Origin of the sequence: Flavobacterium sp. CFBP9031 (genome assembly GCF_034044945.1) — a bacterium.
Taxonomy (GTDB): domain Bacteria; phylum Bacteroidota; class Bacteroidia; order Flavobacteriales; family Flavobacteriaceae; genus Flavobacterium.
On sequence record NZ_JAXCWF010000001.1, the window covers coordinates 55,178 to 76,360 of the forward strand.

General features: G+C 33.8%; 18 protein-coding genes. 6 read left to right on the plus strand and 12 right to left on the minus strand.

What is annotated here, in order from left to right; translation table 11 throughout:
* The first annotated feature begins 18 nt into the window (after nt 1-18).
* A complete protein-coding gene (glmM, locus tag SOM12_RS00225; protein WP_095931563.1) occupies nt 19-1,407 on the plus strand; it encodes a phosphoglucosamine mutase in 1,389 nt (462 codons plus the stop codon).
* 67 nt (nt 1,408-1,474) lie between these two features.
* On the opposite strand, the gene SOM12_RS00230 is transcribed toward glmM, so the two are convergent.
* Nucleotides 1,475-2,347, minus strand: coding sequence for a lysophospholipid acyltransferase family protein (locus SOM12_RS00230; protein WP_320491964.1), 873 nt, complete (start codon nt 2,345-2,347; stop codon nt 1,475-1,477).
* A 119-nt stretch (nt 2,348-2,466) separates the two neighbouring features.
* On the opposite strand from SOM12_RS00230, the gene SOM12_RS00235 reads away from it, so the two are divergent.
* Together SOM12_RS00235 and SOM12_RS00240 are read left to right on the plus strand one after the other, a co-directional pair.
* Nucleotides 2,467-3,105 (plus strand): rhomboid family intramembrane serine protease, encoded by a 639-nt coding sequence (locus tag SOM12_RS00235; RefSeq protein ID WP_095931565.1) that lies wholly within the window; start codon nt 2,467-2,469, stop codon nt 3,103-3,105.
* A 51-nt stretch (nt 3,106-3,156) separates the two neighbouring features.
* Nucleotides 3,157-3,849 carry an SIMPL domain-containing protein gene (locus SOM12_RS00240; protein ID WP_095931566.1) on the plus strand — a complete coding sequence of 231 codons (693 nt, stop codon included), beginning with the start codon at nt 3,157-3,159 and terminating at the stop codon, nt 3,847-3,849.
* Between the two features lie 110 nt (nt 3,850-3,959).
* Here the strand turns inward: SOM12_RS00240 and SOM12_RS00245 are convergent, their stop codons facing one another.
* Entirely contained in the window at nt 3,960-5,330 is a 1,371-nt protein-coding gene (locus SOM12_RS00245; RefSeq protein WP_320491965.1) for a HAMP domain-containing sensor histidine kinase, read from the minus strand.
* A 402-nt stretch (nt 5,331-5,732) separates the two neighbouring features.
* Between SOM12_RS00245 and SOM12_RS00250 the strand changes: the two genes are divergently transcribed.
* On the plus strand, nt 5,733-6,710 hold the full coding sequence (locus SOM12_RS00250) for a YheT family hydrolase (protein ID WP_320491966.1): 978 nt from the start codon (nt 5,733-5,735) through the stop codon (nt 6,708-6,710).
* Between the two features lie 9 nt (nt 6,711-6,719).
* Here SOM12_RS00250 and SOM12_RS00255 read toward each other — a convergent pair whose 3' ends face one another.
* The 5 genes from SOM12_RS00255 to SOM12_RS00275 form a co-directional block, all read right to left on the minus strand.
* Nucleotides 6,720-7,487 (minus strand): DUF2490 domain-containing protein, encoded by a 768-nt coding sequence (locus SOM12_RS00255; protein WP_320491967.1) that lies wholly within the window; start codon nt 7,485-7,487, stop codon nt 6,720-6,722.
* Nucleotides 7,488-7,736: 249 nt separating this feature from the next.
* Entirely contained in the window at nt 7,737-8,585 is an 849-nt protein-coding gene (locus SOM12_RS00260; RefSeq protein ID WP_320491968.1) for an alpha/beta hydrolase, read from the minus strand.
* A gap of 56 nt (nt 8,586-8,641) precedes the next feature.
* Entirely contained in the window at nt 8,642-9,196 is a 555-nt protein-coding gene (locus SOM12_RS00265; protein WP_320491969.1) for a hypothetical protein, read from the minus strand.
* Between the two features lie 17 nt (nt 9,197-9,213).
* Nucleotides 9,214-9,780: a cupin domain-containing protein gene (locus SOM12_RS00270; protein WP_320491970.1), complete on the minus strand. Its 567-nt coding sequence runs from the start codon at nt 9,778-9,780 to the stop codon at nt 9,214-9,216.
* 12 nt (nt 9,781-9,792) lie between these two features.
* Nucleotides 9,793-10,011, minus strand: coding sequence for a 2TM domain-containing protein (locus tag SOM12_RS00275; protein ID WP_320491971.1), 219 nt, complete (start codon nt 10,009-10,011; stop codon nt 9,793-9,795).
* A 236-nt stretch (nt 10,012-10,247) separates the two neighbouring features.
* Between SOM12_RS00275 and SOM12_RS00280 the strand changes: the two genes are divergently transcribed.
* Nucleotides 10,248-10,823 carry a Crp/Fnr family transcriptional regulator gene (locus SOM12_RS00280; protein WP_320491972.1) on the plus strand — a complete coding sequence of 192 codons (576 nt, stop codon included), beginning with the start codon at nt 10,248-10,250 and terminating at the stop codon, nt 10,821-10,823.
* A gap of 74 nt (nt 10,824-10,897) precedes the next feature.
* Here the strand turns inward: SOM12_RS00280 and SOM12_RS00285 are convergent, their stop codons facing one another.
* The 5 genes from SOM12_RS00285 to SOM12_RS00305 form a co-directional block, all read right to left on the minus strand.
* The gene (locus SOM12_RS00285; RefSeq protein WP_320491973.1) at nt 10,898-11,695 is read right to left on the minus strand and encodes a type 1 glutamine amidotransferase domain-containing protein; all 798 of its coding nucleotides are present in this window, start codon (nt 11,693-11,695) and stop codon (nt 10,898-10,900) included.
* Between the two features lie 37 nt (nt 11,696-11,732).
* On the minus strand, nt 11,733-13,157 hold the full coding sequence (locus tag SOM12_RS00290; RefSeq protein WP_320491974.1) for an antibiotic biosynthesis monooxygenase: 1,425 nt from the start codon (nt 13,155-13,157) through the stop codon (nt 11,733-11,735).
* Between the two features lie 366 nt (nt 13,158-13,523).
* Nucleotides 13,524-14,090 (minus strand): Crp/Fnr family transcriptional regulator, encoded by a 567-nt coding sequence (locus tag SOM12_RS00295; RefSeq protein ID WP_320491975.1) that lies wholly within the window; start codon nt 14,088-14,090, stop codon nt 13,524-13,526.
* A gap of 232 nt (nt 14,091-14,322) precedes the next feature.
* On the minus strand, nt 14,323-16,236 hold the full coding sequence (locus SOM12_RS00300) for a sigma 54-interacting response regulator (RefSeq protein ID WP_320491976.1): 1,914 nt from the start codon (nt 16,234-16,236) through the stop codon (nt 14,323-14,325).
* A gap of 6 nt (nt 16,237-16,242) precedes the next feature.
* Nucleotides 16,243-18,702, minus strand: a complete 2,460-nt coding sequence (locus SOM12_RS00305; protein ID WP_320491977.1) for a sensor histidine kinase — start codon at nt 18,700-18,702, stop codon at nt 16,243-16,245.
* A gap of 490 nt (nt 18,703-19,192) precedes the next feature.
* Between SOM12_RS00305 and SOM12_RS00310 the strand changes: the two genes are divergently transcribed.
* On the plus strand, nt 19,193-21,181 hold the full coding sequence (locus SOM12_RS00310; protein WP_320491979.1) for a fibronectin type III: 1,989 nt from the start codon (nt 19,193-19,195) through the stop codon (nt 21,179-21,181).
* Nucleotides 21,182-21,183: the final 2 nt, after the last annotated feature.

Here is a 21,183-nt window from a genome sequence, read left to right on the forward strand (position 1 = left end):
TAACCCTAACTCACAAAAATGACTCTAATAAAATCTATTTCTGGAATCCGTGGAACGATCGGAGGAAAAGTGGGAGACAATCTAACTCCTGTTGATGCAGTGAAATTTGCCTCGGCGTACGGAACTTTCTTAAAAAATAATATTGCTAAAGATAAATTGACAGTTGTAATTGGCCGCGACGCAAGAATTTCTGGACCAATGATTCATAATTTAGTAGTGAATACTTTAATTGGTTTAGGAATCGATGTTATCGATCTTGGACTTTCTACAACGCCAACTGTTGAAGTGGCGGTTCCTTTAGAAAAGGCTGACGGAGGAATTATTTTAACAGCATCTCACAATCCAAAACAATGGAATGCTTTGAAATTATTAAATGCAAAAGGAGAATTTTTAAGTGGCGCTGACGGTGCAAAAATTCTTGAAATTGCTGAAGCTGAAGCTTTCGACTTTTCTGATGTGGATAGTTTAGGTGAAGTTATTTCTAATGATGCGTATATGGATATTCATATCGATGAAGTTTTAAACTTGCCATTGGTTGATATTGAAGTGGTTAAAGAGGCTAAATTTAAAGTGGTTGTAGATGGTGTAAATTCATCTGGAGGAATCATCATTCCGAAATTGCTAAAATTAATGGGCGTTGAAGTGGTAGAATTATACTGCGAACCAAACGGACATTTTCCTCATAACCCAGAACCATTAAAAGAACATTTAACTGATATTTCTGAGCTTGTTGTAAAAGAAAAAGCTGATTTTGGTATCGTAGTAGATCCAGATGTTGATCGTTTGGCTTTTATTAGCGAAGACGGAGAAATGTTTGGAGAAGAATATACATTAGTGGCTTGTGCAGATTATGTTTTGAGCAAAACTCCAGGAAATACCGTTTCTAATATGTCATCTTCTCGCGCTTTAAGAGATGTTACTAAAGCACACGGCGGAAGCTACGAAGCAAGTGCAGTAGGAGAGGTGAATGTAGTTGAATTAATGAAGAAAAATAACGCAATAATTGGTGGTGAAGGTAACGGTGGAATCATCTATCCTGAATTGCACTACGGACGTGATAGTCTGGTAGGAGTTGCTTTGTTTTTAACGCATTTAGCAAACAAAAAAATGCCAGTTTCTGCTTTGAGAGCTTCTTATCCAGAATACTACATGAGTAAAAATAAAATCGAATTGACACCGCAAATAGATGTTGATGCGATTTTATCTCAAATGACAGAAAAATATAAAAACGAAGATATCTCGACAATTGACGGTGTAAAAATTGATTTTGCTACAGAATGGGTTCATTTAAGAAAATCAAACACAGAGCCAATTATTCGTATTTATACTGAAGCGCCTTCTCAAGATGCTGCAGATAAATTAGCACTTCGAATTATTGATGAAATTAAAGTAATTGCTGGAATCTAAGATTTTAGGTTTATTACATAAAAAAGCCTCTTTTGAAACTTTCGAAAGAGGCTTTTTCTATTTTGGATTATTCAATACGGTGTTTCCATCTTTTGTGCGTCCACAAATAAAATTCTGGCGCTTCTAGAATCTGTTTTTCGACTTCTTTTAAATACATCTCTGTAATTTTAAAGTTTTCAAAATCTTTCGGATTATCTGCAAGAGGAATAAATGTAGCTTCATAATACCCTCTTCTAACTTTTTTAACTTCTACAAATAGAACTGCCAAATCATATTTTTTTGCTAATGTTTCGGCGCCTGTGTGCACAGGAACTTCAACTCCCATAAATTTCATCGAATGAAAAATCCTTTCCATTTTTGGCGATTGGTCGCTTGCTAAACCATACAGACTTAAAACACCTTCACGTTGGTTCTTTGCCATTGTTGGAATTGCTTTTCGGGTTTCGATCATCTCGGTATTGTATTTAGAACGGATTTTTCGAACCAATTTATCAAAATATGGATTAGCCAGTTTCTTATAAACAGCAACTCCTTGAAATCCAAGTTTGGGATTAATTGTTAAAAGCCATTCATAACTTGCATAATGCGAAGCCACAAGAATCACGCTTTTTCCTCTTTTAGCATAATCACGAACCAGATCAATATTAGTGACATGAAATCTTCTTTCCATTTCTTCAGGAGACATGCTCATGGTTTTAATCATTTCCAAAAACATATCGCACATATGCTTGTAGAATTTCTTTTCTATAACTTTTCTCTCGGCATCGCTCAAATGAGGTAAAGTAAGCGCAAGATTTTCGCGAACCACTTTTTTACGATATCCAATAACTCTATAAACCAAAAAACAGACAAAATCTGAAAATAGGTAAAATATAGGAAAAGGAAGTATAGAGATAAGCCAAAGTAATGGGTAGGCTAAAATATAGACAAGAAACTGCATGTAATTTTTTTTGGCAAAGATAAATTAAAAATGATTATCGACTGCTATTTTGCATTCTTGCTAACTTATCTTTAAGAATGATTATATTTACAAATCATAATTCACAATACTTATTACTTATGAATATTATTTTAATAGCGATTATCATTGCGAACGTTGTTATTAGTTACAAAGGTTTTAACGATCTTTATTTTTTTAGAAAATACGAATTTCATGTCGGAAGCATTCGTTCAGGAGAACAAATTAGAATGCTGTCTTCTGGTTTTTTGCATGTAGACATGATGCATTTGATTTTTAATATGCTGACTTTGTATTTCTTTGCTCCTGTAGTTTTAAACTGGCTTGGTAATTTCTCTTTTATATTGGTTTATTTTGGGAGTTTAATTTTTGGAAGTCTTCTAACCATGCTATTTCATAAGAATGATTATAGCTATCGTGCCGTTGGTGCTTCTGGCGCTGTCACGGGAGTTTTATATTCCGCAATACTATTGCAGCCCGACATGATGCTCGGAATATTTTTTGTGATTCCGATGCCGGCTTATATTTTCGGAATTGTGTATTTATTATACTCTATTTACGGAATGAAAGCCAAAAATGACAATATTGGGCACACAGCACACTTTGGAGGTGCTATAGGAGGATATTTGATTACTTTGATCAAAATGCCATCCCTTCTTACAGACCATACCCTAATGGTTATTCTTCTCGCGATTCCGATTTTGATACTTTTTGGAATGGCAAAATTGGGAAAATTGTAATGCTGGCATAACTTTTGAAATGTCTTTTTTAAATATTAAAATTTAACAAAAATGAAAAAACTAGTATTATTTTTAACAATCATGTTTATGACTATGTCTTACGGCCAAGAAATCAAACAAGTACCTCTAATTAATGTTAATGGAGAAGGAAAAGTAAAAGTAGCACCTGATCAGGTTTGTATTTCAGCTTCGGTTGAAACAAAAGGGAATAATGCTAAAGACGTTAAAAAACAAAATGACGAAAAGATGGATGCTGTTTTAAAATTCATCAAAAAAATGAATATCCCAACAGCAGATTTCAAAACAAAACAAGTAGCTCTTAATCCGCAGTACGATTATGAGAAAAAGAAAACTTCTTATAATGCTACACAAACAGTAGAAATCGTAGTGAAAGATTTAGCTAAATACGATGAGTTAATGGAAGGTTTGGTTCAGCAAGGAATTAATAGAATCGACAAAGTTTCTTTTGAAACCTCTAAATTAGCACAATACGAGTCTGAAGCTAGAAAATTAGCGATGAAAGATGCTAAAACAAAAGCGGAAGAATATGTGTCTGTTTTAGGACAAAAAGTAGGTAAAGCTTTTACAATTTCAGACAACTCTCAAATCTATCGTCCACAGCCAATGTATGCTGCGGCTATGAGAATGAAAGAAGCAGACTCAATGGGAGCTTCAAACGAAACTCTTGCAATTGGCGAAATCGAAATTACAGCAAATGTTAGCGTAAGTTTTGTTTTAGACTAAACATTTATAAAATACCAATAATAAAAAATCCAAATTCCAATTCAAACTGGGATTTGGATTTTTTCATTTTATTCGGTTAGGATTGGAATTTGGAATTTGAGTATTAGAATTTAAACCACCTTTATCGGAAGTGTAAACTGAAATGTACTTCCTTTCCCTTGTTCGCTTTCTACCCAAATTGTTCCTTGATGAATGCTTACAAACTCTTTGCAAAGCAATAATCCAAGTCCGCTGCCTAGTTCGTTTTCTGTTCCTTTTTGTAGAACCTTTCCGTTAATTTTGAATAATTTTTCTTTTATGTAGTCGGGAACTCCAATTCCGTTATCTGTAATAGAAATTTCTACTTTTTGATTTGTTTGGACTAGTTTGACTTTAATGTCACCGTTCTTGTCTGTAAATTTAATTGCATTGCTTAGTAAATTTCGTAAGATGGTGCTAATCATATTTTTATCAACTTCAGCTTCGACAAGGTAAGCCGATTCAAACGTGATGTTGATGTTTTTATTTAAAGCAACATTTCGGCTTAGTTCTATATTTTCCTCAATCAAGGCATTTAAAAGCACATTTTTAGGATTAAAGGCAATCATTCCAGTTTGTACTCTAGACCAATCTAAAAGGTTCTCAAGTAGTTTATAAATGTTCTTATTCGAGTCGTGCAGGAGCTCTGAAATTTCTTTAATTTCTTCTCGACTGTATTGTTCGATATTCTCCAATAAAATTTCAGAAAGAGAAACAGAAGATCCTAAAGGACCTCTTAAATCGTGAGAAATAATAGAAAAGAACTGATTCTTATCGTTTAAAAGCTTTTTAATTTTATGATCCTGCTTTTCTTTTACCAAAAGCAAAAAGCCTACAATGCCAATTAAAGTCAATAAAAATAGGCAAATGCTGTATAAGCTATCGAAGGTGTCATTGGAAATAATAAGATCTTGAGGGAATAAATATCTGTGAACAATTCGTATTACAATTAGAATTTCAAATGCCATGTAACACAAAACATAAAAAGTCTTAAAAAAGCTTTTTTCCTTTTCTGTAAAATAAGTTATGGTTGGCAATAAATAGATGAAAAATACGCCAATACCTCCAATTATGACACGAGTATTCATCGATGCGTCAAAAATCGTGGAAATATTAAAGAATACTATTGATGCTGTGGTAATGGCTATTTGAAACCGATAATGCTTTTTTGCATGTGTTTTAATAAGTGAAAGCATAGCCATCGTCTCAAAGCAACAAGCGCCAACAATCATAGAATTGGCAATGTTAATAGACGCAAAATCAGGAATAATATTTCGCAAAAGCGCCAATACCCAAGCAATTGTAAGTATTAATTTGCCTAAGCCAAACCATTTTAAAGTTTTTCTATTATCGCTAGTGGCATATGAAAATGAAAAACTAAAAATAAGAATGCAGGTAAACAGATTGCCCCAAAAGTAAAGTAGAAATATTGTTTTTGGATCTACCGGTAAGAGTTCAAACATTAGAGGGATTTTGTTTTTAGAAATCGATTTAACAAATATACAAATAAAGTAAACATTCAAGCTAGAGATGACGCGACAAGCGCAGTGTTCTAGCACATTTAACAATTTGTTTTCCTTCTAATGTGCTACAACATTAAACTGTTTTTAAAAATTAACAGCAGTTTATTTTTAAATTAATTTGTGGTATTTTGAAATAACAAACATACGCTGTAAAATCTTATACTCTAAAAATAGACACTAGTTTTTACAGTTTTGTGTTATAGATTTAAAAATAACTTTTTTTCGATTTTTTTGTATGTGTTTTTTTGAGAATTATCAAAAAAGATAAAATAGAAAGAACGAATTAATTTACATATTGAATGATTTCTTAGCTTTGTAGTAAGTACCACAAAATTCTTTGTTATGCCACTAATTGAACAATCAGAATATAATTCCCCTTCTATTATTCATCGCAACAGGCATGTTTCTACCATTTATGCTGCACTGATTAAGAAATTTGAAGTGCCCGAATATACAAGAGAAAAGCATGAATTGAATGACGGAGATTTTATCAATATCGATTATATTTTAAATGGCTCAAAAAAGGCCGTTATTTTATGCCACGGTTTAGAAGGCGATTCGCGCAGAACCTATAATAACAGCTGTGCGGCCTATTTTAAGCAGAAAGGTTTTTCGGTTTTTGCTTGGAATAATCGTACTTGTGGCGGAGAAATGAATCGCCTTCCAAGGCTGTATCATCACGGTGCAGTTGATGATTTGGACGAAGTGGTTCAGTTTGCTTTGAAAAAAGGATTTGAAGATATTTATCTGATAGGATATTCAATGGGAGGCGTTCAGCTTCTAAATTATTTGGGATGGACAAAAATAGATGAGCGCATAAAAGCTGCCGTTTCAATTTCGGTGCCCACTCATATTGCCACAAGTGCAGAGGTGCTTAAGCAAGGTTTTAACAGAGTTTATTTGAAGAATTTTACCATTGATATTAAAAAGAAACTGAAATACAAAGCGGCTCAGTTTCCTGATTTTATCAACCGTGATCAAATAGATAATATTTCTACTTTTGATGAAGTTGATCAATATTTTACGGCTCCGCTTCATGGTTTTGCGAGCCGTGATGATTATTACGAGCGTGTTTCTCCAGAGTTTTCTCTTAAAAATATTACAACTCCAGTTTTAATTATTAATTCGCTAGATGACCCTTTTCTGGGCGAAAGATGTTACCCGAGAACTATTGCCAAAGACAGTGCGTTTGTTTATCTAGAAACACCAAAATACGGTGGACATTGTGCTTTTCCGCTTCGTGATTCGGAGTATTCTTATGCAGAGAAAAGAGCTTTTGAGTTTTTTGAATCTTTCAGATTTAACAGTACTTTAATTTAAAAAATAAATTTACTCATCGCCCGAATTCTCAATTTCAGAAGGCGCTTTTTTCCTGATGCTGGTACTCAAATAAAAAAACAATCGTATGGTGTGATTCATGTCATATTGATAGCCAGAATATTTTTGCTGGTATACATTCATATAGCCAAAATCGTAACTCCATTTCGGATTAATACTTTTTCTGATTCCGATAAAAAACCGGTTTTGATCAAAAGTATTGTAAACGACTTCTTCTCCAAAATGCAGCAAAATCTCATCTGAAAGAACCATTTGAGGCCACGATTTCTTATCGGAGATTCGAAAAGTAAAACTCATCAGATAACGAATTCTATTGGTAAAACGCCAATCGCCGCTGGGTTTATCGTTGACCATTTTTTCTTGCCAGCGCTGTTCATTTCGCAAGCGCTGCAAGATGCTTACATTTCCAAATTTTGTATTTAACTGTGCCTGCTGATAAATTCTGTTTTCATCAGAAAAAGTACTCCAGTCTGGATTTGACGGAGCAAGCCACATATGCGCATATCCTAGATTTAAGGAAATATTTGAATTTGGAATATAGCTGATACCTCCTCTTATAAAATAAAAACTCGGATCGGCGACAAAATCATTCCGCCTGATATGAAAATCGCCAATCACACCCCAATGTTCTGCAAATTTGGTAACCGTATTAATAGAAACCCAAGTCTGAAGCTGCTGGTTGATTTCTTTTTTTTGAGCTTGCCCTAATATACTTAATGGAAGTAATAAAATCAGGATTCTGATAAAATTGGTTTTCATATAAATACGATAGAAATTAGTTAAAGGGTAAATTTCTTTTTGAATCAGTCTAAGGCAATTATGGAAACAATTATTACAAGTAAAGGTATTCTTTTTTAATGAAGATTTATAGAGTAAGTTTAAAGTTTAATTTGTTTTATATCAGTCGTTTATGTTTTGTTGAGGTTAAGGTGTTAGCAATGATTTTTTTGTGCCAACAAGCCAAAAAGAGCTATCCTTTTGAAACAGCCCTTTTTAGTATTTTAAAATTTACTTCGATAAAATATCTTTTATGAGTTTAGTAAGTTCATCGGATTTTGATATAAACGGACTATGCCCAGAATTTATCGTATACGTATTGGTGATTCCGGCTTCTTTTGCCATTTTCTGCTGAAAACTATAAGTAATCGTATTGTCTGCTGTTGTAAAGATGTAATATTTTTTTCCTCCAGCATTATAATCCTCTGTTTTATAATTTAAAGGCGTTCCAAGAGGAATTGTCGGTTCTGCTTTGTATTTTGAAACAAGAAATTGTTTTTGCACATCTGTTGCATCCTGAGCAAATATTTTTGGAAGATTCACTTCTGGATTTACGATTCCTGCTAAAGTTTGGTCATCTGACAATTTTAATGATGCTGGCAAAAGTGAAGCCGTATCCATTTGTGAATAGTCCAAAACGCTTTTTCCGTTTTGCGGAATAAAACCAGCAACATAAATCAGTTTTTTGATTTTTTGAGGAACTTCTGCAGCAGTCTGAGTAATTACGGCTCCGCCTAAACTATGACCAATTAAAATTACAGGTTCGCTATAGGAGTTAATTGCTTTCTTGGCTTCATCTACATAAGCCTGAAAAGAAACCTGATAAGCAGGAGTTGTCTCGTCTCCATGTCCAGGAAGTTTTACCACCGTAACATTGTAGCCCGCGGCTTTTAAATCCTTTTCGGTTTGGTCCCATACGTACGATGCTTGCCATGCGCCATGTACCAATACAACTGGAGATTTTTTTATGACATTATCATCACTTGAACAAGATGCGCTGGCGAAGGAAGTAAACAATAGCAAGAATAGTTTTGATATTGATTTTAAGGGAGTTTGAGAATTCATTTTTGATGTTTTCATTGTTTTTAAAATTTTCATTGTATTATTTTTTATTAAAATTGGATGTCTTTTTTTAGTTAGGAAAGAACATCAAAACCATTTAAAACAGTTGCAAGCAAAGTATAAGCTCCCACTAAAAAGATAAGTTCGGCAACTGCATCTTGTCCTAAAATTTCTTTGGCAAGAGTATAAGAAGCGTCGGGAACGATTCTTCCTTTGGCTAATACAGAAGCGATTTCATAAGCAATAGCTTCTTCCTGATTTAATTCATTTGGGCGAATTCCTGATGCTAACGATGCAACTGCTTCGGCAGAAAAGCCAAAATGTTTAGCCATAATTTCGTGGGCATAAAGTTCAAAACGGGAACCAAATGCTGCACCAACGGTAAGAATTGCCACTTCGCGAACTTTTTTAGAAAGTGTTGCATGATGGTCTAAGGAACGCACAAAGCTTAAAGCAGGAATTCCAAATTGCGGGAAAGCAAGCATGGGCGGAAACGGACCTGTCAAAGCGCCTTCGTTATTCAGCATCGAAACTGGACCTTGGCTTGTTGTGATAAGTCTTACAACTTCGTCATGAACATAGCGAACTTCGGCGTTCATAGTTTCTGGATTTATAGGATTTACTCGCATGATAATGGTTATTAGATTTAGCGAAGATTTTCTTCAAATTGTCCATCGATTAATACGAAAACGACACGGCAGACTTTTCCAGATCGATTGCTCCAAGCATGATTGGTACCTCTTTGTACAATAATATCTCCTGTTTTTGCCGTTGTTTCGCCTTCATCTACAATTAAGGTTAATTCGCCATCCAGAACAATTCCGTAATCAATAGTTTCGGTTTTATGCATTAAAGGATGAGGTGCGTTTCCGCCAGCTTTTGAAGCGTGTTCGCCGCTCATGGTTTTAAAATGTTCTAAAGCCTGTTCTTGCGTAAGATTTCGAATTTCATCGCTTTCTGGCGGAAAATCGATCACTCGTATTCTTGTTCCTTGTTTTGGAGGGCCTAGTATAAGTCCGTTTTCTTCCGGATCTTTAGATATGCTGTCGATCAGGGCAGGAGTTTGTTTCGTATTCCAAACCTCATGAAATTTAGCTCCATTTGGCCCACCGACCATATAATTTCTCGTTGGAACTTCATCAGAAACTATAATGGCTTTTCCTTGTGCGTTATGTCCGGTTACGATGCGTCTGAATGTTGTATTTGTTTCCATGATTATCGAGATTTAGATTTTATTTTTTTTGAATACAAATACACCCAAATAGTGAAAAAGAACTCCAACTGCCCAAGCAGAGGTAGACCAAAGCGGCCAAGGATAAGTAGTGTCTGTTAAATACCAAATCAAGAAGATTATTGGAGTGGCCAATAGGAAAACTAGAAAGTGAATTTTGAATCCTAATTTTGGATTGTGTGCTTTAGCGTCGATGTTAAATTTAGTTTTCATGATTACGTTTTTTTAATGATTAGTAATAGATTGTTTTTTTAATGAAATGTTTTTTAATGAAATGTTTTTTAATGTTTTGATTTTCAATTTATTTACATGACAAAGGTAGAGCGGGTGCTTGACGAACATCGTTGACTTTGGTTAAGAACGAATCTTCTAGATTTAAAAAGAAAGCATTTTGTATTTAGCAGAATAAAATCTAATTTTAGAGAAGTTATTTCTCTTAACTTATTGCTATGGATGCACTTAAAAACGTTATAACATCATTTGTCCCAATGTCTGATGAAGAGTATGATTTGATGCTTCCTATCATCGAAAGAAGGGAAGTGCCAAAAGATATCGACCTTTTGCAACAGGGAGAAATCTGTCGTCATATCTACTTTATAGAAAGTGGCTTTTTTAGAATGTTTTATGTGGATTATAAAGGAAACGAAATCAATTGCCGATTTGCAAAACCAGATGATTTTCTGGTAGATTTCGCTAGTTTCATTACGCAGAGAACTGCTCAATACTATTGCAGAGCGATGGAAGATTCGAAAGTGATTGCTTTAGAATATGAAAAGGTAGAAAACTTATACCATAGTTCGCCCAATTGGTCCAAATTTGGAAGATTAATAGCCGAATATGCGTATTTAATCATTATCGAAAGAGAAGAAATGCTTCATTTTCAAACTCCCGAAGAACGCTACAAAACCATTTTAAAAAAAGAACCTTATCTTTTTCAGATGGTTTCGCAGAATCAGCTTTCTTCTTACATTGGTATTAAGCCAGAATCTCTAAGCAGACTTCGTAAAAGAATGATCGGTAAGTGATTCGTTAAAATAAATGATAACGGAAGACAAAATTTTATCTCCCGTTATATTTAATTCAGCAGTAATGTATCGAATTACTTTTTCTTAACTAACCAGCTTTCAACGGCTTTCGAAAAATCAGCTACATCAATCGGATGTCTGCTTGTTATTATGTTGGCATCAACTACTACGGGCTGATCAGAAACAATTCCTCCAGCATTTTTAAGGTCGATTTGAATGTTCCAATATCCCGTCAATTTTCTCCCTTTTAAAATATCAGCTGAAGCCAATACAACCGGTGCGTGACAAATGGCAGCAATCAATTTTCCTGATTTATTAAAATCCTGAATGAATTTGATAACGTCTTTGTCGTAACGAAGGTTATCGGGATTCCATGCACCTCCCGGAATAAATACAGCATCGTAATCGCTTACTTTAATCTGATCTGCTGTTCGGTCAAATTTTATCCATCCAACGGGCTGTAAATATTGAATGGACATAACGTGCGTTTTTGCCATTTCAGGACTGCTTAATCCGTATCTGGCAGGAGCAGGATTGTATTTTGGTGATACAATATCAACCTGTGCACCCAATTCTTTAAAATACCAAACAGGTCCTGTCAATTCTATTTCTTCAAAACCGTCTGCAACGAGCACTGCGATTTTTTTGCCTTTTAAAACTGTTTTATCTTTTACAGGAGTAAAAAAGAAGGCTCTCATAGCTTCGTTTCCAGGCGCATTCAACAGCGAAGAAACAGGCATTACAGAAACATGAGATGGTGTTGTCAATTGGTTTATCACGTCTAATTTGTGATCGATATCTTGTGCTTGTGCATCGGCTAATGCAACGGCGCTTAATAAACTTGCTGTCATAATTTGTCTTAATTTTTTCATGATTTTTTATTTTAACTATTACTACTGATTTTCTTTTTTATTCTCTCGTCATCGGAGCAAATTCTATAAGATTGTGCAGTCCGTTTTGAAAAGGGGGTTTCTTGATGTTGGTTTCCAAATATTCGATTACGGGTTTAATTGGAGGGAAGTTGAGGTGATACTGAAAAGCATCATTGCTTCTGAATTTTTCATAGGTGACAAACTGCGTTTGATCTCCTTCAATTTCCGAAAGCTGATAGGTTACGACACCAGGTTCACTGCGAAATTGTGGCATCGCAATATGATAGGTGTCTTTAAAATTCTGTTCTGTTCCTTTTTTACCATCAACAAACAACATAATCACAAGCTGATTGTCTTCTTTTTTGGAAGTTTTTCGCCATTGTTCTTTGGTTAAAGGTTCAAGATCTTTTACATAATAGATTTTAGGTGCAGTTTTTAAGGCTTTTTCAGTTAAAGATTGCAATGCTTTTGCCTGAGTTTTTTTACTGAAGTCTTCCAGCTGTTTTTTTCCGTTCCATCTTTCTATTAGCCATAAAATAGTAGGCTTTTCTTGTTCGTAAAAAGCTTCTGCCATAATGTTTTCTTTAGAGGAAAGCGAAGCTGTTACATAATCTTTTAGTGCTTTTCGAAATGGTTCTGAGGCATTCTCTGGTACTTCATACATTGTTAATTTCGCGATACTTTCAGAAGATGTTAACTGTTCTAAAAGTGCTTCACCAACTGCTTTTGCCGATTGCGGATTCTGTCCTGTAACCAATCGCTGATCGACCGTTACATGTGTTTGCCATAAACCCGATTTTTCAAAAATGGCTCCTCTTTCTATAAGTTTAGTTTCTAATAAAAAGGGCGCTGCTTTATCCAGTTTTACAGCGGTTTCTTCTTCATTCGTAAAAGCATTGATTTTTTTGCCATCTACAAGATATTTGTCATCTAGTTTAATATTTAAAAGACCTGCTGAACCGTGAGAAACGGCACTAATGATTCCGTTGTTTTCATAAATTTTGGAAGCTATTGCGATCAACTGTTTATTATTAGGCAAATCCCACATCGCGCCGTGACCGCCAGCAAAATGTATGGCCACATATTCGTTAGGATCAATCGTGTCTGGTTTCATTGTGTTTTCTATTCTTTGTCTGTATTTTGTATCAAGCCAAAATTTCTTGTTTGTCGAATCGCTTAAATTGAATCCTTCTACAGGTGCTTTGCCTCCTTTCGGGCTAACAAAATCAACTTCGTATCCTGCACTTGTTAGCACATCCCACGGATGTGTTACTTCAGAAAGATAAAAACCTGTTTTCTCTCCCGTATTTCCTTTTTTTTCATGATTGGTGACCACGAATAAAATTTTCTTTTTCATGCTTTCAGAATTTTTAGCTTTAACACTGGCGGTAATAGTCATAAAGGCACACAGTGCGACTGTTAAGACTTTTTGTGTAATTGAATTATATGGTATTGTTTTCATGTTCCTTCTTTTTAATATTTCAGTTATCTCTTATACAAATTTCTATTTTGAATATTCGCTAGAAGTTGATTCAAATCACTTTAAAAGTGTGATTACGATCACTTTGCATTTAAAAACAAGGCAAAAGTATATCGGTCATTCTTTCCAAATCATTGACTTTGGTTAAGAATGGATATTTTTAATTATGAATTATTAATTATGAATTATGAATTATGAATTATGAATTGTGAATTGTGAAATTGATTAACTTCTTGACAATTTTATTCAACATAGTCCAAGGTTTCAACCTTGGGTACACAAAGAAAGGCGGTTATCTGTTGCGTCACCAAGGTTGAAACCTTGCGTTATGTTTCTTAAGATTGTTTATTAATTATTAAGATAAAGTCTGCTCAGTGTTTCCCGACAGACGCCGAGATATTCTGCGATGTATTTTTTTGGTATTTTCTGCAAAATGTTTGGATAGTAACTGGCGAACTTTTCATAACGCTCTTTTGGATTGTCTGATAATAGAGAAATAATCCTTTTTTGCTGCGAAGAGTAAAGCAGAGTTAATTTCATTCTAAAAAAATGCTCCATTTTATGAAGTTCAGAAGCCAGTTTTTCTCTTGCGTAAAGGGTTAGGCATAATATTTCTGCATCTTCCATACAGACAATGTTTATGGTAGATTCCGTTTGATTGAAATAGGCGTTGTAATCTGATATCCACCAATTTTTTATGGCAAACTGAAGAATATGTTCTTTGCCATCTTTATTAATATAAAATGCTCTAAGAGTACCTTTTATAATCCAATATTCACATTGTACTTTGTCTCCACTTTGAATTAAATACTGGTGTTTTTTTATTTTCTTTTTGGTAAAAAAAGTTTTGATGTAAGCAAACTCTTCATCGCTTATGGGGGTAATTTCTTCGATATGATTTCGTAGCTGATCCATAGACAATACAATATTTTGGTGAATAAGTATTTAGATATCAATATGCTATGAGAATGACCAAGAGCATGCCAATAATTTTATGAAACAGAAAAATGAACTGAAATGAAATCTTAACTACTGCTGTTACTGTCTTGTTTAATTTTATTGTTTAAATATTAGAAAATCAAAGTTTTACATTTCTACGAAGATTTCGGAGAAACATAAATTAGTTGCGATAAAATCGTAGTAATCTCTAGTTTGAGTAATCTTCTTTTTTAATGGATAGTTTACTTATTTTTGATTCTAGTGTTGTAGGTTTAATATTAAGCATTGAAGCCGCGCCAGCTGTTCCGCGTATTCTGCCTTTTACTTTTTTTAAAATAGAAATGATGTAATCACGTTCTATTTGCTGCTGTACATTTTTTACATCTTCCAAAGTCTGAGTGTCTTCTTTAATAAGTGATTCTGAATTTGGAGAAGAAGAATTCAGATTGAGATCTAATTCAGATTTTCCGTTATTTAATATAACTGACCTCTCGATAAAATTTTCTAGTTCGCGAATATTTCCTGGCCAATCATAGTTATTCATTTGCTGCATCATTTTTGGACTGATGCCATTAAAATTTTTATTGAATTCTCGGAAGAATTTCTCCGCAAAATAATTAGCTAATTCTGGAATATCAGTTTTGCGCTCGCGTAAGGCTGGCATTGTAATAGGGAATACATTTAGGCGATAGTAAAGATCCATTCTAAAATTGCCCATAGCCACTTCTTTTTCGAGATTTCGGTTTGTTGCGGCTACAATTCGTATATCGACTTTTCTAGCTGTATTTCCTCCCACAGAATCGATTTCTTTTTCCTGTAAAACGCGCAATAATCGAATCTGCATTTCATTTGATAATTCACCAATTTCATCCAGAAAAATCGTTCCGCCATCGGCCAGTTCAAATTTTCCTTTTCTGCTTTCTACTGCACCTGTAAAAGCCCCTTTTTCATAACCAAATAATTCAGATTCTATTAAAGTTGGAGATATGGCAGCACAATTCACTTTTATAAAAGGCCCCTCTTTTCGCATGGATAGATTATGAATGGACTGAGCCGCTTTTTCTTTTCCTGTTCCGCTTTCTCCAAGTATAAGAACCGATGTGCTGTAAGGAGCAACTTGCGCAATAAGATCAAGAGTATCCAGCAAAAGAGGATGTTTCCCGATAATACCACTAAAATGATTAGAAACGGTTTGTTCAAAATTATCTTTCGTGTTCTCTTTCGACACCTTCTGTCGATTTGTAACTTGATTCATAAGCTCTTTGAAGTGCTTTTTTGCACTTGTCAGTAAGTAAATATGATATTGCGAGTAGATTTTTTTCTTTTTGCTGCAGCATATAAGTTGAACGCTCAATTGGTCATTTAATGGAAAGGGAAATACAAGAAAAGATTCTGCTCTAAAATGATTTTTTATGAAAGATAATTTTGGATTAAAATGATCCGTTTCATAAATAACGGGTTCATTTTCCAGATAATTGATTTCGGTAAAAGCTGAACTACTTTTTGAATTCGTGATGTTTTCTAATTGTCTTTCACTTATGAATTGATATTCGTCAAAACCTATCCGTAAATAAGCAGTGCATTTTTTTTGATTGGAGTTTTTTACTTCGAAAACAATAAGGTCGTAAGGGATAAAAGCTTGTAATAATCGTGCAGTTTCACTTAGATAATCTTCATATTGAAGCGTCTGCTGGCTTATTGTATTTAGCTTTTCTTGTAAAAGTTTTTCTTGTCTGGAGCGAGATTCTATGCTGTTTTTATGTCTGTATGTAGCAATTTCTAAAGTAATCAGTAAATCTTTTTCTCGAAATGGTTTTACAAGAAAACCGTAAGGATCTGTTCGTTTTGCTTCTTCAAGTATGGTTTGATTGGAGTTGGCAGAAAGATAAACAAAAGCAATGTTTTCGGCTTTTAATTTTTTTGCTATATCAATTCCAGATTGTTTGCCTTCCAAATAAATATCCAATAATACAAGATCAGGTTTATTTTTTGCAATATGTTCGTATGCCTCTTCAGCCGAAACAGCAATTCCAGTCACCATATAGCCGGCTTGTTTTAATATTAGCTGCAGGTCATTTGCGACTATAAATTCATTTTCTACAATTAAAACCTTGTTGTTCATTGTAAATCAATTATTTAGATATATAAATTTAATTATTATATGTACGCCGTTATTATTTTCGATGCTAAAACTGCCTTTTAATTGTTTTGAAAGGCCTTTTATGAGATTAAGTCCCAGAGAATTAGTATCGGTTTTGTTGGTGAAATCAGGTAGACCTATTCCATTATCTGTTATTTTAAGAACAATATTCTCTTTGTCTTCATGAAACAGACTGATTTCTATTATTCCGTTTTGCTTTTCTAAGAAGGCATATTTTATGGCGTTTACAACACTTTCAGTAATGATTAACCCGAGCGGAATTGCTTGTGAAACATGAAGATTAATTGCTTCGATATTCTTCTTGAAAACAATCTGATTTTCATTGTCAAAACTTTCATGTAAATAATGAACCAATTCATCTATATATTGAGGCATAGCAATAGTCGAAATATTATCATCATGATACAATTTCTGATGAATCATTGACACGGCCTGCATTCGACGAAGACTGTCCTTAACCGCCATTTTAGCATCGCTGTCTTTAAGATAGGCCGATTGTGAGTTAAGAAGGCTTGTCACCATTTGCAAATTATTTTTTACTCGATGATGCACCTCTTTAATAAGCCATTCTTTTTCTTTCAAGAGTTTTTGCTGTTCGTGGTTTAAGCTTTCCAGAAAACTATTTTTTTGGTCCAATTCACGTTGGTTGGCTTCAAGTTTGCGGTTGTTTTTTTGTTTAATACTATAGCTGTATAGTAAAAGAAACACAATGACAATTAATAGCAGCGAGCCTATAAGAAGAATGTTCTTTTCTCTTTCTGTTTCGCGAGACTTAATGAGCTGCAGCTGATTTTGAGTATGCAGCAGTTTAATGTTTTTGTCTTTCTTATCTGCTTCATATTTTACCAATAGTTCTGCAAACTTTTTTTGCTGTTCTTTATTGAAAGCAGAGTCTTTATACTTTTGACTTAAAAGCAGATTTTTAATAGCGTCATTGTATTTTTTTTCGGTAGAATCAATTTTAAAAAGATTGTAGTAATACTGGCTTTTTTCTGCAACTCCTATTTCAAAAGTATGCGAAATGCCATTTTTAAGCAGTTGTCTCGCTTTATCGTTTTTACCTATATTTTGGTAAAAAGAAGCGATTTGAAAAAAGGCAGCAGGAAATTCATCATGAACATATTGGAGGGGATAATTTTGGGCTATGTTTTGAAAAACAGAATAGTTTTTTTCTGCTAAGTCCATTTTTTTTAAACTAACATAGGTTTGCCCTAGTATAAAGGCAAAGTGCATCTTTTCAAAATCGGTAACAGGAGGAAATTCGTTTGCTGTTTTTTTCAGCAGAGCTAAAGCTTCGTTGTTTCGGTGCAACTCATTTAGAACCCAAGCTTTAGATAAAAATGCTTTATACCAGTAAAGTTGGGTTTCTTTGGTTTTATTTTCTAAAGCTTTAGAATACCAGAACAATGCCTCTTGATTCTTTTTTGAATGTTGATATAATTGTCCTCTTCTTAAGAAAAATAAACCTTTAAATATAGAATCTTCTTTAGATTGAATACTTTCAATGCTTTTATTGGAGTAATACAAAGCCTTGACCAAATCTCCTTTTCGATACGATAAATAGGAGAGTACATCAAAAGCATATTGATTGTGATGGTATTTTATTTCTTTTTGAAGCTGTACTATTTTATAAATCAGTTTCTGCGAGTCATCAAAACGTCTGGCAATAAAATATTCGATGTTTATCTGCGATAAGGTTTCTATTTCCTTTTCCTTTTTTTTTAGATTTTGAAATATAGAAAGTGCTTTTTGAAAATAAACCAATCTTTGCGGGTTGCCATATTGTAGTGTTTTTCCAGCTTCTAAAAATGCTCTGGCTAAATCCAGATTATTTCCAGATTGTTTGCAGCGTTTTTCAATTTCTAAATATAATTTTTGACTTTCGTCTGAATTGCCTCTTTGATTAAGAAGATTGGCTTTTAGCATCATGGCGCCAATTTTCCATTTATCCCAGTTTTTCTGCCGTAAAACTTCTTCCAGATATTTTTCGGCTTGGTCAAGATCTGCTTTTTGTTTTCCAGTTTTAAAAATGAAATAATTGCTTAGTTCAAGCAGCAGTAAAAACCGATTTTCATCTTTTAAGTTGGGGAGCACATTTTTGGCTTGAGTTACTTTATCATGCTCGAGAAGTTTAATTGCAGGAGTTGTTTTGCCATTATTATAGCTTTCATTGTAAGGAAGTAAGATGCTCAAATTATAAAGTCGGCATGAAGCTCTTACCGCACTATCTTTATCAATTTGTCCTTGACTGATGGTATGAAGATAATCTGAAGTAATGTGAACTAATAGTCTTTGTCTGGCTATATCAGTATATCCAGATTTATTATACTGTGAGTATATATTTAGCCCGCAAAAAAGTAGAACGAAAAGCGCTTTTCTGCCAATTGTAAAGTTTAAAGAAACTATATTAAAAAGCTTATGTTCCACAATAATATATTTTGGGTCAATTATAGCATTTTGCTTTTAAATTTTCAATGAAATGTAAGGTATTGTTATTTAGTGTTTTATCAAAAATACAACAAAAGTATTAGGATTGAAAAATATCGAAAAGGATATTGTCAGTTTGATTAAAATGAGAATATAGAAAGACAAACTAAATGAATTTTAGGACTTTGTTTTTATCAATATCAGCAAGTAATGTTATAGAAAAGTATTGAAAATGATATTTTTTGATTTTAATGCATAAGAAAAAAGCATTGAATTTTAATGTATTATTCTGTTTGTCAGATTGTTATGTTTTTGTATTTATGTGTTGCTGCACTGCAGTACGGGAAACCGTAATTAAATCATAATTAAAAAGATTACTTTTGCTTTTTTAACATGGAAATAATTACATCTTATGTCCCCAAATAAGTTTATTTTTTTCTTTTTATTGTTTATATCGGTATCCTATTCACAGACTAAAAGTGCTGCTGTTATGGTTAAAGCCAGAGCACAAAAGGATAAAATTTTAGTTCGCTGGGCTATCAATTCTCCGGTCGAATGGCAGAAAGCCAATAAAAAAGGATTCACAATTACTAGAACTACAATTCTACGCGACGGTAATGTTTTGCCTAAACCCGAAAAAACACTTCTTACTTCTAAACCATTAACTCCCGAACCATTAGATTCTTGGATTGATTTTGTACAGAAAGACAATAACGCAGCTATTATAGCGCAATCTATTTATGGCGAAAGTTTTGAAGTAACAGGCGCAAAAGAAGGTGATTTGGCAAAAATTGTTAATATGGCCGACGAACTAGATCAGCGATATACTTTTGCTTTGTATGCTGCAGATATGAGCTTTGAAGGAGCTGTAAAAGCGGGCTGGGGTTATGTAGATACAGATGTAAAGAAGAATGAAGTATACGCTTACCAAGTAAAGGTTTTTGAAAGTCCGCAGGTAAAAGAAGCTTCTTACATGATTGGTCTAAAAGACTATTCTATTCTTCCTGCACCAACAGATTTTATTGCTGTTCCAGATGATAGAAAAGTACTGCTTTCTTGGGATTATGAAACCTTCAAAAGAATTTATACCTCGTTTATGGTAGAAAAATCTTCAGACGGAATCAATTATAAACCAATATCAAATACTGGACTTGTTAACTTAAATGATAAAGACGAAAATCCGTCCAAAAACATGTACTTTGTTGATACACTAAGTGTAAACGACAAAGTTTATCATTATAGATTATACGGTATTACTTCGTTTGGAGAAAAAGGAGAAGTTACAAAACCTATAACTGCATCGGGTGTTGACGCCGTAGTTACTCCAGCAAGATTGGTAGATTATGCAATTATAAATTCTAATGAAGTCAATCTGGAATGGGATTATCCGAAAGAATCGGAAGGATTTATTCAAGGTTTTGAAATTAATTTGGCAAATAACGATAGAGGACCGTATAAGGTTGTTTCTAAAATTATTCCGCCATCTGAAAGAAAACTCAAGTATAAAGAAGAACTCTATCCATCCAATTATTTTACCATTTCGGTTGTTGGAAAAAACAATCAGAGATTAACTTCTCAAAGTATGCTGGTGCAGCCAGTCGATTCTATACCGCCAGCCAAACCAATCGGCCTAGAAGGAGTGATTGATAGTCTTGGAACGGTTAGGCTGAAATGGAAACCTAATACAGAAAAAGATCTTCGCGGATATCGAATACTAAGAGCCAATACTGAAGGAGAGGAGTTTGTAGATATTTATCATCAATCTTATATTGGGACAGAGTATAAAGACAGTGTGAGTTTAAAAATGACCAATAGCAAAGTCTATTATAGAATTGCTGCTGAAGATATGCGTTATAATATCTCTGATCCTTCTGATATCCTGGTATTGGATAAACCCGACAAAATTCCGCCGGCCGCACCTATTTTTAAAGATTATGACAATAAAGATGGTAAAGTACACTTAAAGTGGATACGAAGCTATAGCGAAGATGTTGTAAGTCATAGTTTAAGAAGAAGAGAAAAGGGACAAGAAAAATGGGTGGAAATAAAACAAATAAACGATACTATTCAGGAATTTACAGATGATCGAATAGAAAACAAAAAGATTTATCAATATGCTATTCTGGCTAAGGATAAAAGTAATCTTTGGTCTTCGTTAGATCATTCAGTCATAACGGTTAGTGTGTTAAATTTTACGCCAGTAAAAGTGATTACATTTTCGCAAGGAACAGCAGATAGAGAAAATAGAAAAATAGTTCTTTCGTGGGATTACGCAAAGAATAAAGGCAAGGTTTTAGGCCTAAGTATTTATAAAAATGAAAAAGGGCTTCCGCCAACTTTATGGAAAGAATTAAACGGAACTGTTTTTACTTTAGAAGATAAAAATTTGAACATTAATAAAGAATACGAATATCATCTGGTGCCAAGTTTAGAAAATGATAGTCCAGCAAAACCAGAGACCTTAACAGTTATTTATTAAGC

Bases quoted from the DNA above. Each gene is read 5' to 3' on its own strand.
- SOM12_RS00260 (WP_320491968.1), bottom strand. From the start codon at position 8,585: ATGAAAACATCAAAAATGAATTCTCAAACTCCCTTAAAATCAATATCA.
- glmM (WP_095931563.1), top strand. From the start codon at position 19: ATGACTCTAATAAAATCTATTTCTGGAATCCGTGGAACGATCGGAGGA.
- SOM12_RS00230 (WP_320491964.1), bottom strand. From the start codon at position 2,347: ATGCAGTTTCTTGTCTATATTTTAGCCTACCCATTACTTTGGCTTATC.
- SOM12_RS00280 (WP_320491972.1), top strand. From the start codon at position 10,248: ATGGATGCACTTAAAAACGTTATAACATCATTTGTCCCAATGTCTGAT.
- SOM12_RS00300 (WP_320491976.1), bottom strand. From the start codon at position 16,236: ATGAACAACAAGGTTTTAATTGTAGAAAATGAATTTATAGTCGCAAAT.
- SOM12_RS00250 (WP_320491966.1), top strand. From the start codon at position 5,733: ATGCCACTAATTGAACAATCAGAATATAATTCCCCTTCTATTATTCAT.
- SOM12_RS00285 (WP_320491973.1), bottom strand. From the start codon at position 11,695: ATGAAAAAATTAAGACAAATTATGACAGCAAGTTTATTAAGCGCCGTT.
- SOM12_RS00270 (WP_320491970.1), bottom strand. From the start codon at position 9,780: ATGGAAACAAATACAACATTCAGACGCATCGTAACCGGACATAACGCA.
- SOM12_RS00265 (WP_320491969.1), bottom strand. From the start codon at position 9,196: ATGCGAGTAAATCCTATAAATCCAGAAACTATGAACGCCGAAGTTCGC.
- SOM12_RS00290 (WP_320491974.1), bottom strand. From the start codon at position 13,157: ATGAAAACAATACCATATAATTCAATTACACAAAAAGTCTTAACAGTC.
- SOM12_RS00245 (WP_320491965.1), bottom strand. From the start codon at position 5,330: ATGTTTGAACTCTTACCGGTAGATCCAAAAACAATATTTCTACTTTAC.
- SOM12_RS00295 (WP_320491975.1), bottom strand. From the start codon at position 14,090: ATGGATCAGCTACGAAATCATATCGAAGAAATTACCCCCATAAGCGAT.
- SOM12_RS00255 (WP_320491967.1), bottom strand. From the start codon at position 7,487: ATGAAAACCAATTTTATCAGAATCCTGATTTTATTACTTCCATTAAGT.
- SOM12_RS00240 (WP_095931566.1), top strand. From the start codon at position 3,157: ATGAAAAAACTAGTATTATTTTTAACAATCATGTTTATGACTATGTCT.
- SOM12_RS00275 (WP_320491971.1), bottom strand. From the start codon at position 10,011: ATGAAAACTAAATTTAACATCGACGCTAAAGCACACAATCCAAAATTA.
- SOM12_RS00310 (WP_320491979.1), top strand. From the start codon at position 19,193: ATGGTTAAAGCCAGAGCACAAAAGGATAAAATTTTAGTTCGCTGGGCT.
- SOM12_RS00235 (WP_095931565.1), top strand. From the start codon at position 2,467: ATGAATATTATTTTAATAGCGATTATCATTGCGAACGTTGTTATTAGT.